Consider the following 17,464-nt stretch of genomic DNA (forward strand, 5'->3'; position numbering starts at 1 on the left):
AATATTCTATATTTCTCCGGGCAATTTGTCATCATTTAAAATTATAATTTGTCAAATGCTCTGTTTACGGCACCTTACTTATGGGCTAAGAAAGGTGCTTAAGTGGTAGATGTGGTGATGTTCATTGAAAAAAGGAAGAAACCTTTTACTCTTAGCGGCAGCTTTGCTCTGTCTCGCAACATTTTTTACAGGTTCGGCAGAACCTCAATCCCCTCATGTCTGGAATGTGGATGATGATATGGCTGATTTTCCAAACGCAGATTTTACCTCTATCAGTGTTGCGGTTGATGAAGCACATCCAGGCGATACGATCCTCATACACCCGGGGACGTATGCAGAGAAGATTGTTGTGGAAAAGAGCCTGAAAATAATAGCCGATCCTGAAACCTCTCCCAGCCAGGTAATCATACAGGGAATCCCGGGATCTGAGGAAATTTTCCTGGTGACTGCAGATTCAGTTGAAATCAGCGGTTTTACTCTTACTGGCACCAGCTGTGATGTAGGGATTTACCTTAACAGGGTAACCGGAAACATAGTTAGCAATAATATCATCGAGGGAACCATAAACGGGATAGTGCTTATGAAAGCAAACTCCAATACCGTCGAAGACAACACCGTGCGTTTCACGCAGGCTTGCGGGATTTCTCTTAGCGGGTCGGATGAAAACCGGTTACTTCGGAATGAAATAACCGGCAATTCTCAGGGCATTTGTCTGCTGAATTCAAAGAACAACCTGCTCGGTGAAAACAACATTGTGGATAACCATAAGGGTTTCTATCAGGAAATGTGTGCCGATAATACGCTCTCGAACAATCGGATATACGGCAACAAACATAACTTCAAAATTTTTTAATTATACGATCTTACATCTCTTTGAGATCCCCCGGGCTGTAACAGCTTCAAGGGATTTTCAAACACCTCTTTTTTCTCTGTACATTTCGATCGCTTTTCTGACTCTTTCTTCTTCAAGCTTCCCTGTAGTAGAGGCTGTTTCAAAAAACCTTTTCGGGAGGGTAAGGTTTTCAAACTTAAAACCGAATTTCTTTTTCAGTTCGTATTTTTTCCTGAAAATGTCCTTTCCCAGTTCTTTTAATTCCTCTTCGGTTCTTTCTATCCCTATAGACTTAAGGGCCAGGATTATGTTTTCGTATGTGTAAACATTTCTGGCAAAAAGGCAGGAAACCATGCAATTCAGGATATTTCTGCGGTCCTCTTCATCGATTACATATTCAACTATTTGCTCGTCGGAAAGCGGACGGTTGAAAGCAGCCTGGTCTGCTGCATAGCCTGCGTTATCCAGGTGAGAATGCCGGGCTCCAACAGAAAGCCCAAGCACGTTTCCAAGCCCTGTGTGGTATCCTGGAATCTCCAGCCCACCCAGCCGGATGGCAAAATCTTCCCCCCCATATTTCTTTGAGGCATAGTCCACACCTTTTCCAAGGGCTTTATAGAATTCATTAGGAGCCTGGACTACAAGCTCTATTGCCCTGAGGTAAGCGGCTTTATCTCCCCAGGACAGTTTAAGCCCCATGGTCTCTTCGGTGGAGATTTTTCCTCGCTGCTGCATCTCCGTAGCCCAGGCAAGCACCACTCCCATACTGATTATATCGACCCCGGCTTTTTCGCAGGCATCAATAAGTTCGAGCACGGCTTCAGGGTCCGCCACTCCAAGGTTCGAACCAAGAGCATAGATCAGTTCAAAATCATAGGAGATATTCAGGGTTTCGTACTCATGAGCTTTTGAGAACTGGCGCTTTAGCATAGCTATGTGAACGCAGCCTATGGGGCAGCCTGCACAGGAAACCCGCCGGATAAGGTATTTATCCGCAAAAATCTCTCCCGATATCGTTTCGGCTCCTTCGAAAGAAGCTTCCTGCAGGTTTCGGGTAGGAAGGCCTTTGAGTTCGTTTAAGACCAGGATATTTTCACTTGTGCCCAAGTTATGGTACTTCTCGGTAAGTCCTGTTTTCACAATTGTATCATAAAGCATGCTTACAGTCTTTCTGTAGGCCTTGTGTTCAGGGCTTTTTATCTCCCTGTTTCCGGAAATAAGAAGTGCTTTAAGTTTTTTTGCTCCAAAAACGGTCCCTATTCCGAGGCGCCCGAAGTGGCGGTAGGTATCAACATTAACACTTGCATACGTGATCCCTTTTTCCCCAGCAGGCCCTATCCGGATAATACTGCGCCTGCCGGCTCCGGGCTCCACTTCGCGGAGAATTTTCCCCACATCAATTGCTGAAGATAGGTGCCATATGGAAGATGCGTCCCTGAAAGTAACCTTATCATCGTGAACTGCCACATAAACAGGGTATCTGGAAGCCCCTTTGATAACAATTGTTTCGTATCCCGAATAACGCATGGACATAGCAAGGTGGCCGCCTGCGTAGGATTCGCCCAATTCTCCGTTAAGAGGAGAACGGAATAATGCAACGGTTTTGGTGCAGGTTGGATATACACCTGATAGAGGTCCCGTACTGAGAATTATTGGCATTTCAGGATCTAGAGGTCCTGTTCCCTCTTTATATTCTTCAAGCATGAGGTTTGTGGCAACCCCTATACCTCCAAGATACTTTTCATAAAGATCCGGCCTTTCTTCAATATGATAACTCTGGCTGGTCAGGTCAATATAAAGTACATTTGTAAGACCTGGAATAGCATATTGTTCTGTTGTCATTTTTCCTCCCCGGATTCCTTTTCCCCGTAAAGTTCCTTATGGGATGCAGTAGGGCTAACCGGACTTGTATCTTCGACCGGGCCTGTATCGGTTACTATTATTTCTCCGCTATCTTCGACTTCAATCATTTCCAGTACATCATGGGGGCAGAATTTCGGGCAGACTCCGCAGTGTTTGCAAATAACCGCTTTTTTCTCCGCATCCAGATGGATAGCCCCCATTATGCAGGCTTCCATACAGTTTCCGCAACCATCGCAGATTTCTTTGTTAAGATCGACTCCTCCCCCTTTCCGTTTTGTCAATGCGCCAAGAGGGCAGGCTCTCATGCAAGGAGGGTCTACACACGCATGACAGACAATTTGAACATAAGGAGTTTCGATTCCGCCCTTTGTCTGGATGTCAATTCGGCTGTTTTTCAGAGATATGGTGTCGTACCACGTCCTTGCGCAGGCCATCATGCAGGAGTAACAGCCTATGCAACGTGCCGGGTTTGCGACTTTTAACCTTTTTGCCATTGCTTTCCCACTCTGGAGTCCCTTTTATAAAAAATAGTTCCCTCAGTTTATATAATGTGGCATTGAAATGCCACAGCATTCGAGCACCGAATTTATTAAGATTTTAAAAACGGCAAGGATTTCCTGTGTGTAAAATTTTCTATGTAATATATTAAGGCAGTGTTATAAGAAACCATTCCACGAATACAAATAGAAAGGTCTTTATTGTCTGATCACATAAATAGGATAGCGGATTCCGGTTTGTCGAATCGCCGAAAAAATAGTTATCGGAGATATTTGGTCTGGAAGATTCGTATGCAGCAAGATGAAATTATACAGCACAATAAAATGATGCAACAAAACAAGGTGATAATTGGCACTTTCGGCGTATTGTTTATTTTGTTAGCGCTAGTCAGTCTGTACTTGATCTGACCTCAAAACCCTTTTGGGTAAGGATAGTTCAGATACAAACAAACCGTCGTAAACATGGAACCGGATATTTTCTATATGGTTCCATCAGTTACCTGAAGTTCATCCTGGATCTCAGGAAGTCCAAAGTTCCCTGAACTTTTCCTGACAGGTCTACAGGTTGATAATCGTTCCAGTTTGGCCGGCCCGGCAGAGGACGTTGTAGAAAAATGGCCATGGCTTAAAATAGCGGAACATAACTCATCATTCACTTTATTCCACGCCCTGAAAAGAAGCCCCGAGAAGAAGATGTTGCTGCAAAAAAGGGTTTTAAGAGGCTGGAGGAAGGTGCAAAGACAGGAAGTATGCAGGGAAGTGTGAACCTGCAAAAGAGTAATCGTGGAGATGCCCTGAGAGACGAGGAGACGAAAAAGGATTTCATTTTTTCCTTGATTTCAGGGTACTATTTTCGAACAGAATTTTTCCGAGTCATCGTTTTTAAGAACTGCATGTTTCAGGATCACTTTTCTGGATATAACATTTTCAGATAAAAATAGTTCAGGCTCTAAAAGCTAAAAAAAAACCGTTTCCTTACTCTTTTAAATTAGTGAACTGTACAAAAAAATTTGCCATTGAGTAAGAATAGAAAGCTTTTTATCCTTATTTTACATAAATAATACTGTAGATTTCGTTTTTTATAATTACAAATTGGTTATCGGAGATATTTGACAAATCTTTACAGGAAGGTTCCCATGCAGCAGAATAATGTGATAGTTGGCACATACGGTGTGTTGTTTACCTTTGTTTTGATTATCGCCCTTTTGTTGTTATAACACTAAATCCCGCGGGTGTTTTTGCTACGGTTTTCGGCCTGCCCTGAAAACCGGCAATAAGAAACGAAATGGTCTGATGTTTTTTGGGCCTGTATATGAATTTATGTTTTAACTTTCCCTGTGGATCGAGTTCTTGAAAAGCTTCTGCTGAAGAAGTGGTTGAAAAGAAGGAGCTTTTAGAATCGGATCGATTTCTTTTATGAATCGGACATTTCAGAATAGCGTAGTCTATGAAAGTTCCGATCAAAACACGAAAAGATATTCAAAGTCTCTTTAGTCTGATAAATCAGCAAGTCTCAGAATATTCGTCTCAACATATTCAATTCAATAATTTTCTTCTATGCGAAATTGTTTTTTCTAGTAAAGTATTCCTTTCCTGGAAATTAATTATCTTGAGGGCTCTTTAAATGTGTGAATCAATCAGCTACATTCATTACCTGGGGTGAAACAGATAACCAGATGCGAAAACTGCGGAAAAGATGTTGAAAGCTTTATCACCATCAAAGGACAAAAATTGTGTGTCGAATGTGCCGTTAAGCAGCAGAAAGACCTTAATCCCAACAACCTGGGTTATACTGCGTATATATGACGGTCATTATTTTTGCGATCCAGGCTATAAGGATTAATTTTTAACTATCTTTTTGATTTATTCAGGGCATAATTATCTTTTCAAGATTGTCCATTAGCGTGAACATTAATTTTCTGGATTCTATAAAAAAGTCTTTTCTGTCCAGCATTTCTTCTTCTTTCTGGATATATTTTCCTTCTACAAGTTCATCCCTGCAGTTGCCTATCACATTTCTTATTGTCTGTTCGCTCATTTCCAGGTGAAACTGCAACCCTATTACCCTGTTTTTATAAACGAATCCCTGATTTTTGCAGGCTTTGCTTTCAAAGAGTCGACCTGCTCCTGCAGGCAGACTGAAGGTATCTCCGTGCCAGTGAAATGCAGTAAACTCGCCAGGCATGCCTTCGAGGATAGAGACTTCGGATTCCTCTTCTTTGACCACAGAGACCGGAAACCATCCTATCTCCTTATAATAATTCTTAAATACCTCCGCTTTCAGGACATCAGCAAGTAGCTGGGCTCCAAGACAAATTCCGAGGACTGCTTTACCTTTTTCAATGGATTTTTTGAGAAAGGCTTTTTCTTCTCTCAACCAGGGATATTTTTCATACTCATAAATGTTCATGGGTCCGCCCATAACTATAAGAAGGTCAAAGGCGTCGATTTCCGGAAAACCTTCGCTGTCGTACAGGTGAGTGGTTGAGAGAGTATGATTTTTCTTTTCTATCCATTTGGTAATGGTTCCGGGGGCTTCAAATTTGACGTGCTGGATGCAGTGAATTTTCATGTTTAGTTTCCTGTGTTTAGTTTATTTTCTACTTAAAGAAATTATATAATTTTCGAGATTAAAATGATCTGATTAAAGGGATCTTTTACTGATTAAAAAGCTCTGATAAATTCTCTAATATTTTCACACAGGGATATTGTGAAAACTCATTTTCTTTTGTTGTTCCTGTTGTCACTGCCGCAAAATCAACATTTGCAGCTAAAGCCGTTTGAGCGTCTACGAGACTATCTCCGATATACAGTACATCACTCACCTGTGCTTTAAGGCTGTCAATTGCAAGTAACAACCCTTCAGGAGACGGCTTTGGCATTTTAACATCTTCTCCCCCCACAATAACATCTACTAAGTCTGAAATGCCGTGCGTGTTCAATGTCTCAACTATCCTGTAATGATATTTTGTGGTCACGATTCCCGTGTTAATTCCATCACACTTTAACCGCTGCAGTGTACTTACCGTGTCCTCAAAGAGCACGGTGTTCTTTGACATGACCTCATTGGCTTTTTCCCTGAATAAGTTTTTAAAACGTTTTATTCTGGCTTCATCTTTATTGCCTGTCAGCTGCATGAATGCTTCGTCCAGAGATAATCCGACAGTTCTTTTTATGCTTTCACTGTCATATCCGGGAATTTCCATCCTGCTAAATGCGTGGTTAAAACTTGATACAATACCACAGGTCGAGTCTGCCAGTGTGTAATCAAAATCAAAAATAATGGTATTGTACTTCAACTTCTCACCTCTGTTACTTCAACGGTTCTTAGAAGAGTCCTCGTATATTTTATATTATTCTATATGTTTAATCAAAGGAATTTAATGATTTTTTGCGCATATATTAAGCTTATAAAAAAAGATCCCAATTGTCCATGCTTTAACTGAGATGTAGTTTAGTTTTGCTATTTCGTCAAATTAGTGTACAATAACTGTAACAACCTCTGATTTCATATTTTTAGAGACATGACCTTAAAGATTCAGAATTTAATTATCTTTATAGTCCAGTTCTTATAGTCCAGTTCTTATATATCTCGGATATTAAGTAAGTTATGTTTAATGTTTATTTATTCTTCATCCAGTTTGAGTTTATACAGGATAGTGTTTTTGAGATTTAAGGCATTTACATCCTTATCGTTAATTCTTAAAGCATTCTCTACCGCTAATAGTGCCTGCTTATATCTTTCGAGTTCAAAGAGAATAGATCCTCTATTGAACCAGGCTTCAAATATGTTTGGATTTTTTTGCAGTGCTTTATCCAGCGATTTCAGGGCTTCTTCTGGTCTGCCAAGCATATAAAGAGTAGAACCTTTGAAACCCCAGGCATATGCATTCTTTGGATCAATCTCCAGGGAGTTATTAAATGCTTCCAGCGCTTCCTCATATCTGCCAAGCACATAAAGGACAAAACCTTTATTTCTCCAGATCTCTGCGTCTTTCGGATTACTCTCAAGATCCTTGTCGAATTCCTTTAATGCTTCCTCGTACTTCTCCAGCTCGGAAGAAGATATCCCTCTACTCTCCTGTGTACTAGAATTTTTCGGGTAGTAATCAGGAGTATTACTCTTTCCTCTGGTCAGCCTCTGTTTTTCAAGAGTATGAAGCATAGTCTTATGTGACTCTATTTCAGGATCTATTGGATAGATGGCTGAGATCTCATCAAGTGCATTCAGTGCCTCCCTGTATCTTCCAAGTTTACAAAGAGCAAATGCCTTGAATTTCAAAGCATATCTATAGTTAATACCATTGATTTTTTTCCATATATCCATTTTTTCTTCAGAGATTTCTTTTGGCATAGTTTCCAGAGCGCCATCAAAGGCATCTATTGCACCATTATATTTACCGGTTTTGTAGAGAACTGTACCTTTAATCAACCACGCTTCAGTAAAATTTCTATCATCATGTATCTCTTTATTAAGGAAAGATAATATTTTTTTGATGGTTAGAGTGCTCTCGTTTTTTAATGGAAAGTGCTCATCATGCATTAAAGACTCAATAATATTAATTATATCCAGGTAGTCTTCCCTTTGTTTATTTATTCCTGAGCCAGTAGATTCTTCTTTATATGAGCTTTTTTTTACTTGTTCAAGCTCGTATTCTTCTTCTTTCTCAGTCATAATACCAGAACCTCACTAAAACACGTATCAGAAACCAATTTTCTATTTAGGAGATTTTATAAAACCCTGAGTCATTGATTTAAATCCAGATAGTTTCCTTTTAACCAGTACTCGCCCAAAACAATATATTTACAACAAAATACTAAAATATACTTTTTAAAAGCAGATCCTGGAAGAAGTGTGTATTCTTGAAATAAAAGGAAATTTTCAGTATTCAGGCTATTAATTATAAATACTATTTTTTTCTCTATACTACTCTACAAATAGAAAGGAGAAATTAAGTTAACTTCTTTAGATCATAAATTACATATAAAATAATTCCAAACATATCCCGTGTTTAAAATACTTCATTAAGATTTCGAACATAATTTTTGTTAAAACATGTTCGGTGTATATGAAACTCTGTTGTGAGTTAAGATAATATGGTGCATTAAATGCATTAACCGAGAACTTGATTCACTGGAAAAAATAGAGGTAGTTTAGGGAATGAAGAAATATGATGTAATTGTTGTCGGGGCTGGCGTAAGCGGGCTTCTGGCTGCGCTGACGCTTTCCAAACATGGAAAGCATGTCCTTGTTCTTGAAAAGGGACGGTATCTTGGGGGAAACTGCAACAGCTACATGGTAGACGGGTATCAGGTGGACACAGGAGCACATGCGATAACCCATCTTATCGAGGGGCCTCTCCCGAGGTTGATGGATAATTACTTTGATTTTTTGCCTGTGTTTGAGGACTACGGGCACTACTATGTAAGAACTGAAAATGCTTTAATCAAGGTTCCTTCGAACCTGAAGGACTTTGTGACTTTTGATGTGCTCCCGAGGAAGGACAGGCTTATCCTTTCACAGACCCTGACGAAAGCACTTACTCTTTCATCTTTCGGAATAGATCTCTCGGACCAGTCGGTTTATGATTTCCTTCCTAAGAACCTTTGCAAAGATACCTATGACTTTGTGGACACTATCTCGGGTTTTCTTTCGGGAAAGTCAATGAAAGAAACCTCTGCTCAACGTATTCTCTCTGGAAGCAGTTTTGTCAGGGACAGTATTACGCAGGAGCAGTTTGACGCCATGATTGGAAAGTTCGAGCCTAAAAAACGCCAGTCCACTGAGTCTATCCTCTCGTCGATACTTCCTTACCATCTTCATGCTTCCCTTCAGGCCCGTATGGATAAAGTAGCCCAGCCATTCACATCTCTTGAGAGGCTTGCTACAAACAAGGTAAACTATTCTCAGGGATACCCGAGAAAAGGGTTAAAAGCCCTGCTGAATGCGATCATTTATTCCTTCCCTGACACGGTGGAAATTAAAACAGAGTGTGAGGTAAAAAGCATCCTGGTGCAGGATGAGAAGGTTTCTGGTGTGGAAGCAGACGAGATCTATCTGGCTGAACTTGTTATCTATACAGGCTTTGCAACCGAGCTTCCGAAGCTCATTAAAGACCTGCCGCAGGCTTACAAAGAAGAACTCAAAGGGATTGTGCACAGTAAAAGCCTGACAATCTGGCTCGGGCTGAAAGAAGAGCTTCCCGAGTTCAACTACACAGGCTCTGAGATATGGTTTAAAGACTTTGCCTACTGGGCAATGCCAATAAGTAATTATGATCCTTCTCTTGCTCCAAAGGACAGGCAGCTTGTTGGCTTTTCCTTCGTGATAGACTCGGACCAGACCGAAGAGCATGAGCTTAAAAAAGCCTATAACACCATTTTCCGTGCCCTTCCGAATATAGAAAAATACATCGATGTGCAGCACGAGCAGATCATGATACCTGAAAAAGCCGCAGTCACAATTAACGGAAAATTTGCGGATATCCGGACTCCGGTCAAAAACCTCTACATTGCAGGCACGGATACTGATAAACGCAGCATGGGAATTACCAGGGCATCATACTCGATAATCGAGCTTTTAAAAATCCTTAACGAGGATGGAAACCTCCATTAAATTGTATATTCCAGAAAAAAATCGAACTTCCTTTCTATTTCCTTTTTTATTTTTTTATTCTCCTTTTACTTTCCTTTTTTATTTTCCTTTTGAAAAGAACTTCCAAATCAAGAATGAACCCTGAATAGACATAATCTTATACTTTGGGTCTTTGATTACGGTGGAATGCCCTCTGGATAAGGGCAGGCTTGAAGAATTTATGCTAATATGCCCGTGTCATGGCAGAAGATTCGATATCAGGACAGGAGAGTGCCTGAATGATTCCCTTAAATTGAGGAGGTATATCGAAATCTGAGGGTGGAAGAATAATTGAAAGTTGTCCTGAGTATAGATATCTGCCTCAAAATATAAATTGAAGGTCTGTTGATTAGAATATTATGGTTTCACAGGAGGAGACAAAAATTAACGGAAATTCTGAATTTAAGGGAATCTTAAGCCTCATTTTCGGGCTAATCAGTATATTCCTTTCTCTTTCTTTCTGGTTTGGAATAGGTAGCCTGTTTTTTACATCTTTTGCAATACCCTTTGCTTTTGCAGGTATTGTCCTTGCCAGATCCCGTCTCAAAAAGAGCCCGGATGCAACTGCAAAAGTAGGGCTTACGGCAAGCGTATTTGGCTTTCTGCTGAATATTGCATCTTTTGTCATGTTTCTTGTCTATTTCAGATAAGCCCATCTATCGTAAAGCCTGGTTACCACATTTTGCGCTGCCTACTGACAGCTTTTCTACTGACAGCTTTTCTACTGACAGCTTTTCAGTTTTTTATAAATATTATTTTTTTACATGATTTATTCTGTCTTTATTTTATATTTCTACCAAATATTATTTATAATTAGATCCTTTTTTTGCCTTTTTCCAGGATAAAGTATATATACTAATCAAATCCGATGGAAATCTATATATAGATTTAATAGGTAAGGAGATTCCGTTGTCCGGCAAATAGAGTTGATCCTCTGTACGGGCAAGAACTATAAAACAGAAAGAAGTGATGATGGGATGACAGATAGCGAAATATTTAGCAAGTTAACCAACGCGATTGTAACTCAGAACATCGCAGGATCCGCACAGTTAGCCCAGGAAGCCCTGGATGCAGGAATTCCACCTCTTGACATTATCACAAAGGGCCTTTCCCCAGGGATGAAGATCATTGGGGATAAGTTCGAAGCCGCAGAGATCTTTCTGCCACAGATTATGATGTCCGGAAAAGCCATGAGCAGTGCAATGGAAATCCTTACTCCCGAACTGGAGAAAAATAAAAAAGAGGGAGAAGAAACCGGGCTTGCAATCACCTTTGTTGCAGAAGGGGACATCCACGACATAGGACACCGTCTTGTAACAACCATGCTCGGAGCAAATGGGTTTGACATTTTTGACCTCGGAGTAGACGTCCTTAATGAGACAGTTGTGGAAGAGGCTGCAAAGCACAAAGGAGAAAAGGTCTTACTTGTTGGGTCAGCCCTTATGACCACCTCCATGCTCGGCCAGAAAGACCTCATGGACAGGCTCAGGGAAGAAAACCTCAGGGATAGCGTAAAATGCATGTTCGGAGGAGCTCCGGTATCCGGCAAATGGATTGATGAGATCGGTGCTGACGCAACCGCAGAAAACGCTGCAGAAGCTGCAAAAGTTGCACTCAATATCATGAAATAACCCTGGGAGGCAAAAGCACATGACATTCAGAAAATCATTTGACTGCTATGACTTCTACGACAGGGCAAAAGTAGGAGAGAAGTGCACCCAGGATGACTGGGACCTTATGAGAATCCCAATGAAGGCAATGGAGCTCAAGCAGAAGTACGGGCTTGACTTCAAAGGAGAGTTTGTCCCAACAGACAAAGACATGATGGAGAAACTCTTCCAGGCAGGATTTGAAATGCTCCTTGAGTGCGGTATTTACTGTACTGACACCCACAGGATAGTAAAGTACACTGAAGATGAAATCTGGGATGCAATCAACAACGTGCAGAAGGAATTCACCCTCGGTACAGGCAGGGACGCAGTAAACGTAAGGAAGAGAAGCGTAGGCGACAAGAGGAAGCCAATTGTGCAGGGTGGTCCTACAGGTTCTCCAATCTCAGAGGATGTCTTCATGCCTGTTCACATGAGCTATGCTCTTGAGAAAGAAGTGGATACCATCGTCAATGGTGTCATGACTTCAGTCCGCGGGAAACCTCCTGTCCCAAAAAGCCCGTACGAGGTTCTTGCCGCAAAGACCGAAACCCGCCTTATAAAACAGGCATGCGCCATGGCTGGAAGGCCTGGCATGGCTGTCTAGGGCCCAGAGACCTCCCTGTCCGCTCAGGGAAACATCTCCGCCGACTGTGCTGGCGGGATGACCTGCACGGACAGCCACGAGGTCTCTCAACTCAACGAGCTCAAGATCGACCTTGACGCAATTGCAGTAATTGCCCATTATAACGCAAACAGCGACATCATTATGGATGAACAGATGCCGATCTTCGGAGGTTACGCAGGCGGCATTGAAGAAACAACAATTGTTGATGTTGCAACCCACATCAATGCCTTTGTTATGAGCAACGCAAGCTGGCACCTTGACGGTCCTGTTCACATCCGCTGGGGTTCAACCAACACAAGGGAAACCCTTACCATTGCAGGCTGGGCATGTGCAACAATCTCAGAATTTACTGACATGCTCTCAGGAAACCAGTACTACCCATGTGCAGGACCATGTACCGAGATGTGTCTCCTCGAAGCCTCAGCCCAGTCCATAACTGACACGGCATCAGGAAGAGAAATTCTCTCTGGTGTTGCTTCTGCAAAGGGTGTCGTAACTGACAAGACAACAGGTATGGAAGCCAGAATGATGGGAGAAGTAGCAAGAGCAACTGCAGGTGTCGAAATCTCGGAGATTAACAGAATCCTCGACAAGCTTGTTGCACTCTATGAGAAGAACTATGCAAGTGCACCGGCAGGAAAGACTTTCCAGGAATGCTACGACGTAAAGACAATTACCCCAACTGACGAATACATGCAGGTCTATGACGGAGCAAGAAAGAAGCTCGAAGACCTTGGACTTGTATTCTAAACCGAAAATTAGAAATCAACTGATTCGGGCTTTCAATCCCGGATCAGTCATTTCTCTGAGAATAATCTCTCTGTGTAATTTTTTCGCTTTTCGATAGTAGCTGTTCAGGGATTAGAACAAAGTTACTGATTATTTTTCTTCTGGTTCCCTGGTACAGTAATACGAATCACTAAACCCAACTCTGTTTGCAACAGGACAGCTCGAACATATGCATCCTTTTTCTTCGCTTATGTATCTGCTTTTTGGTATCGTTTCAAAGCAAAATCCACCTCTTTCTCCGCCTTCAATCCACGAAGGACAGTCAGGGCAGATACACATCTGTGTGACAATTTCTTCCTGCTTTGTAATCGGCAAAGTATGCGTAGTTCCCTCCATATAATTTCCCTCTGTTCCATGAGCTCGTTTTACCCAGAAATAATATTAGCCTTTATCTTTTAAAAAATCTGTCATTTGAGAAACCACAGACTTTCTTTTTCTTCTAGCCATGGCTTTCAATTCTTTTCACTTCTCTCAGGAAGAAGAGAATTCGGAACTTCGGGCACTTCAGAAAGCAAAAGTCAGTGGTGTAAAGTGCTTTAATTTCTGATTATTGTTCAGGAATTGAGACGCCCGAGAGACCCATTGATAGCGTATTTTAGGAAGGTAGTTGAAAAGAAGAGTTTAAAGCTTGATTTAGATTGTTAAAGGTTTGCTAAAATAATTCTGAAATTATATTTACATAGTTTGCAAATATAAAAAGTTTTTGAGTGAGATACGAGTTTTTTTTATCTCTTTTTATCTCTTACAGTATAACTTGATACTTTATTTTCTAAACTTTCAGTATAATAGTTGATTAGATTTATCTTATACAAAAAATCTGTATGAACTCCAATCTGTATTATCCTTTTCCGTATTTTATACTCTATAGATTATTTTATATAAATCCTTACGTTTTTATAGGCAGCTTGGTTTATTTTTTAATAGGGAAGAAAGTAGGTTAAGTTCCGTCAACTTATGTAAAGTTCCTTCAAGTATTGTTAAGATTCGATAAAAAATTCCTATAGATAGTTTCTACAAGTTCTGACAAACGACAGTGGGGTAGATTGTTATGAACAGAGATAAGGTTTTTTACCTGTGGATAGCCGCAGGACTCTTCATCACTCTGGCCGTGTTTCCGGCTTCAGCCGAAACAGCTACTGGAGATAGCATAATTCTTGCAAATGAGACCGGAGAAATAAATTTCACAGAATATTCGACGACTTCGTATAATGAAACCGAGGTTATTGAAACTGAGCTGGGGCTTGGCTTCAAATTTCTTGCATCCATGCTTCGCCTGCTTCACCTCAACCTGAATCTTATGAATGAAACTCTCAATGAGCACTCCGAGGAATATCCTTTCCTGCAGTCCACAATAGAGGGAACGGCTACAGGTATAGATGCTGTGGATTCAGCAGTTATTTTCGTGGATGATCCCACTAACATGACTAAAGCGAATGCCACTATGCACACCTTTGATGATGCTATTGCGGACCTGAACGCAAGCCTGGTATATCCTCAGGACATGCTGGATGCTGCAAATGCAACCCTCGGGCAGCCTGAAGCTACTACACCTATACTTGAAGACATGTACAAAATAACAAAGGCGATGGTTACGGTTTATGACCACATTTAAAATTTAACAGCTAAAAGGGGACCTGCGAAATATTATATTTTTTCGTGACAAATCCCGAATCTTCTATTTTTTGTCTTTATAATTCCTGGCCGTTCATTTTACCGGAAGATATTTTTTTGAGGAACTGAGTTTGTTTCTACCTGTTAAGCGATCCCGCAAGGTTAAGTCCACAGCTTTTAACAAAAAACTAAAAATTTTAACTATAGTCTCTGAAAAGAGTATGAAAAGAGTATAAAACTCATACAATTGTTTTAGCGCTTCCAAGAGAACCTCAATCCTGAAAAGGGTTAACAGAATCGCAAATTTTTTACTGGATAACTGATCAGGTATTTTTTACCGGATAGCTGATTAGGTATTACCATCATCTCTATTCCAACCCCTTTGTTTCTTATGGAAAATTTTGAGTCAGATGTTCTACAACCATCGAAAAAATCTCAAAAATATACTCTTAGACCTCAATGAATTAAATAACCCTCTTTTCATCAGGAACAGTATGTTAATAGAATCAAACATTGATTAACTCCTTAATCCTGACCATCAGTCTGATAATCTAACTTCTGAACGGCCTTTTCCTACAAATACAGAAAAATTTTTATCGAACAGCCTGATGTTTTCTACACAAATGTCCTCAATTGCTGCAGGCAAATGCGAATTTATTCTTATATTCTCTTTTTTACGGTCAGGTTCCAGCCCTAAAATCAGTCGTAAAAACAATATGCTTGAACCGGCAGCCCATGCCTGCGGTAAGGATGAGGTTGGATAGCTTACTGGAAAATCAACTTCGGATCTTTGATAACCTGCAAATACTTCGGGAAATCTATTATCGAAATATTTAGATGCTTCCAGTAGATTTACTATTATTCTATTTGCTTCATCTCTATATCCGTACCTTATAAGCCCCTCTGCAATCAAACTATTATCGTGAGGCCATACAGTTCCATTATGATATTCTATAGGGTTATATCCTCTATCCTGAATGGATAATGTCCGAATTCCCCAGCCACTGTAAAGATGACTGCTCATCAATTGTTTAACAATAATTTCAGCCTTATCATCATCCACTATCCCGCTCCAGAGAAGATGTCCCATGTTCGACGTCATCGAATCGATTTTTTCCTTGTTTTTATCCAGTCCAAGAGCGAAATATCCTCCTCTATCCTCAATCCAGAAATCTTTATTAAAGCGCCGTTTTAACTTTTTGACATCATTTCTTAACTTTTCTGCAAGAGCCGGATCATCCCAGACTTCTTCTGCTAGTTCAGCGAGCCTTAGCTTTGCATCATAAACATATCCCTGAAACTCAACCGTAGCTATAGGAGGTTCAGCAAGCCTTGCATTACTGAAGATCATGCTTGTACTCGAATCTTTCCAGCAGTGATTATCAAGCCCTTCTTTGGATCTTCTCTGGTATTCTATGTATCCGTCCCCGTCCATATCTCCATAATTGTCAATCCAGTTAAGAGCTTTTAACGCTGGCTCCTTAAATTCATTAACTAGTTCTTTATTACCTGTCCACCTAAAAGCCTCATGAAGCAGAATAAGGAATAACTGGCAGGAATCAGCAGCTCCAAAGTATGGGCTATAAGGTTTTTCTCCCAGTAGCGTTTTCTCTCCGAATCTCAGTTCATGAAGAATTTTTCCGGGTTCTTCATCCCTAAAATCATTATATCCTTTTCCCTGAAGCCTAGCTAAATTCCTTAATGTAGTAAACGCGATATCCGGAGCAATAAAGCAGCATTGATAAGACGTAATCAGGCTATCACGCCCAAATAAAGCCATATACCATGGCATACCTGCTGCGATTACAGGTTTATTCTCCGGGTCTAGGTAAAATCTGAGTGCAGCTAAATCCATTAGGCTGCGTTCATATGTTTTTGATAAAATGCTGCAGTGTCCGGTTAATCTTGGGACCTGGTTTGCCCACTCCTGTAAGGGTTTATGTATAATGGGTTCATTTTTATCAAGGTCTTCGCATAAATATTCCGGCTCTTTAACTTTATCCTCCCAGACAGGCCGGATTGTCAGGCAGGTTCTCCATACACCTTTTGCAGGAATATTAATTTTAAAACTTATCTTTTTATTTTCTATTTCTGCACCTGGCTCACATTGAATTACAGTCTTCCTGCATATTCCATTAACCTGATATACGAAAATATGCTGGTTTTTTTCCGAATTAATCTCAATAACAGGTTTTCCTTCAGGACTCTGTGCTCTTTTTAACTCTATTATATCTACAAAGTCAGCATCAAGCTGTATTGATAAAGTCAGATCCACAGGCTCAGTTTTATAATTATGTATTATGATTTCTTCTCTGGCTCCGTTACCTACTGCACGTTTTCTAATAATTGTAATAGGATGAGCTTCAAATATAGATTCGAACGGGAGAGTAGCATAATGGGTTGACCAGAAATAGTTTACTTCTTTTGCGCTCAGTATGGATAAATCCAGGTCATTTATTTTCAAAATTAGCTCTGATAAAAATCGTGTGTCCCTGAAGAAGAAACCAAGGTTACCAGTATCCTTCTGATATATATTCCCAACAGAATCTGAGATGATGAATGTTTCTCCGTTGACGATTCTTATTTCAGATTTTGTTTGATAAGTCACGGTTTTGTCCCCTCACAGCCTTAGTCATTATGAACAATGAGATCTCTATAAATATTGAATATGCGGTGAACAGCAAAGAGGAATTCTGGTAAAAGAGTTGTACCAGCATCAAAGATTCTTTGAACCACAAGCGAGCAAATGAACAGGCGTGCAGTCCCACTCCGTACCGCCTGTTTTGATACAGGGGCAGTAGCTACCCTTTCCGATTCATACGATAATTAAAGGATATACAGTCTCCCTAAAAAGACTCAAAGGACATAATTATCTCCTTAAAATAACTCTTACAGGAGCCCCATCAGTATTTATTTTTATGGGTAGTGCAATGAGCTCATATTCTCCTGGCTCTGTATTCA

General features: G+C 40.5%; 14 protein-coding genes and 1 pseudogene. 8 read left to right on the plus strand and 7 right to left on the minus strand.

Annotation, left to right across the window (positions count from 1 at the left end; translation table 11 throughout):
* Nucleotides 1-124 precede the first annotated feature (124 nt).
* Nucleotides 125-853 (plus strand): right-handed parallel beta-helix repeat-containing protein, encoded by a 729-nt coding sequence (locus MSHOH_RS09625; protein WP_048139217.1) that lies wholly within the window; start codon nt 125-127, stop codon nt 851-853.
* Between the two features lie 57 nt (nt 854-910).
* Here the strand turns inward: MSHOH_RS09625 and MSHOH_RS09630 are convergent, their stop codons facing one another.
* Both MSHOH_RS09630 and MSHOH_RS09635 read right to left on the minus strand, forming a co-directional pair.
* Nucleotides 911-2,674, minus strand: coding sequence for an aldehyde ferredoxin oxidoreductase family protein (locus MSHOH_RS09630; RefSeq protein ID WP_048139219.1), 1,764 nt, complete (start codon nt 2,672-2,674; stop codon nt 911-913).
* Nucleotides 2,671-3,189: a 4Fe-4S binding protein gene (locus MSHOH_RS09635; RefSeq protein ID WP_048139221.1), complete on the minus strand. Its 519-nt coding sequence runs from the start codon at nt 3,187-3,189 to the stop codon at nt 2,671-2,673. The genes MSHOH_RS09630 and MSHOH_RS09635 overlap by 4 nt, the downstream gene beginning before the upstream one ends.
* Nucleotides 3,190-4,851: 1,662 nt before the next feature.
* Here MSHOH_RS09635 and MSHOH_RS24300 point away from each other — a divergent pair.
* On the plus strand, nt 4,852-4,998 hold the full coding sequence (locus MSHOH_RS24300) for a hypothetical protein (protein WP_162197623.1): 147 nt from the start codon (nt 4,852-4,854) through the stop codon (nt 4,996-4,998).
* Nucleotides 4,999-5,059: 61 nt separating this feature from the next.
* Here the strand turns inward: MSHOH_RS24300 and MSHOH_RS09645 are convergent, their stop codons facing one another.
* The 3 genes from MSHOH_RS09645 to MSHOH_RS09655 form a co-directional block, all read right to left on the minus strand.
* Entirely contained in the window at nt 5,060-5,764 is a 705-nt protein-coding gene (locus MSHOH_RS09645; protein WP_048139224.1) for a type 1 glutamine amidotransferase, read from the minus strand.
* 85 nt (nt 5,765-5,849) lie between these two features.
* The gene (locus tag MSHOH_RS09650) at nt 5,850-6,491 is read right to left on the minus strand and encodes an HAD family hydrolase (RefSeq protein WP_048139225.1); all 642 of its coding nucleotides are present in this window, start codon (nt 6,489-6,491) and stop codon (nt 5,850-5,852) included.
* A gap of 326 nt (nt 6,492-6,817) precedes the next feature.
* Nucleotides 6,818-7,867 carry a tetratricopeptide repeat protein gene (locus MSHOH_RS09655; protein ID WP_048139227.1) on the minus strand — a complete coding sequence of 350 codons (1,050 nt, stop codon included), beginning with the start codon at nt 7,865-7,867 and terminating at the stop codon, nt 6,818-6,820.
* Nucleotides 7,868-8,353: 486 nt separating this feature from the next.
* Between MSHOH_RS09655 and MSHOH_RS09660 the strand changes: the two genes are divergently transcribed.
* The 5 genes and pseudogenes from MSHOH_RS09660 (at nt 8,354) to MSHOH_RS23705 (ending at nt 12,853) form a co-directional block, all read left to right on the plus strand.
* Entirely contained in the window at nt 8,354-9,808 is a 1,455-nt protein-coding gene (locus MSHOH_RS09660; protein ID WP_048139230.1) for a phytoene desaturase family protein, read from the plus strand.
* Between the two features lie 160 nt (nt 9,809-9,968).
* Nucleotides 9,969-10,103, plus strand: coding sequence for a Rieske (2Fe-2S) protein (locus MSHOH_RS23695; protein ID WP_239451373.1), 135 nt, complete (start codon nt 9,969-9,971; stop codon nt 10,101-10,103).
* Nucleotides 10,104-10,185: 82 nt separating this feature from the next.
* Nucleotides 10,186-10,476 (plus strand): hypothetical protein, encoded by a 291-nt coding sequence (locus MSHOH_RS23700; RefSeq protein WP_048139232.1) that lies wholly within the window; start codon nt 10,186-10,188, stop codon nt 10,474-10,476.
* Between the two features lie 327 nt (nt 10,477-10,803).
* Nucleotides 10,804-11,457: a methyltransferase cognate corrinoid protein gene (locus tag MSHOH_RS09670; protein WP_048143342.1), complete on the plus strand. Its 654-nt coding sequence runs from the start codon at nt 10,804-10,806 to the stop codon at nt 11,455-11,457.
* 19 nt (nt 11,458-11,476) lie between these two features.
* Nucleotides 11,477-12,853: pseudogene (locus MSHOH_RS23705) on the plus strand (monomethylamine:corrinoid methyltransferase).
* 129 nt (nt 12,854-12,982) lie between these two features.
* On the opposite strand, the gene MSHOH_RS09685 reads toward MSHOH_RS23705, so the two are convergent.
* Complete coding sequence (locus tag MSHOH_RS09685; protein ID WP_048139235.1) at nt 12,983-13,228, minus strand: DUF2769 domain-containing protein; 246 nt, start codon at nt 13,226-13,228, stop codon at nt 12,983-12,985.
* 712 nt (nt 13,229-13,940) lie between these two features.
* Here MSHOH_RS09685 and MSHOH_RS09690 point away from each other — a divergent pair.
* A complete protein-coding gene (locus MSHOH_RS09690; RefSeq protein WP_048139236.1) occupies nt 13,941-14,504 on the plus strand; it encodes a hypothetical protein in 564 nt (187 codons plus the stop codon).
* A 537-nt stretch (nt 14,505-15,041) separates the two neighbouring features.
* Here the strand turns inward: MSHOH_RS09690 and MSHOH_RS09695 are convergent.
* Entirely contained in the window at nt 15,042-17,111 is a 2,070-nt protein-coding gene (locus MSHOH_RS09695) for an amylo-alpha-1,6-glucosidase (protein WP_052730800.1), read from the minus strand.
* Nucleotides 17,112-17,464 lie beyond the last annotated feature (353 nt).

The organism is Methanosarcina horonobensis HB-1 = JCM 15518 (assembly GCF_000970285.1).
GTDB classification, from domain to species: domain Archaea; phylum Halobacteriota; class Methanosarcinia; order Methanosarcinales; family Methanosarcinaceae; genus Methanosarcina; species Methanosarcina horonobensis.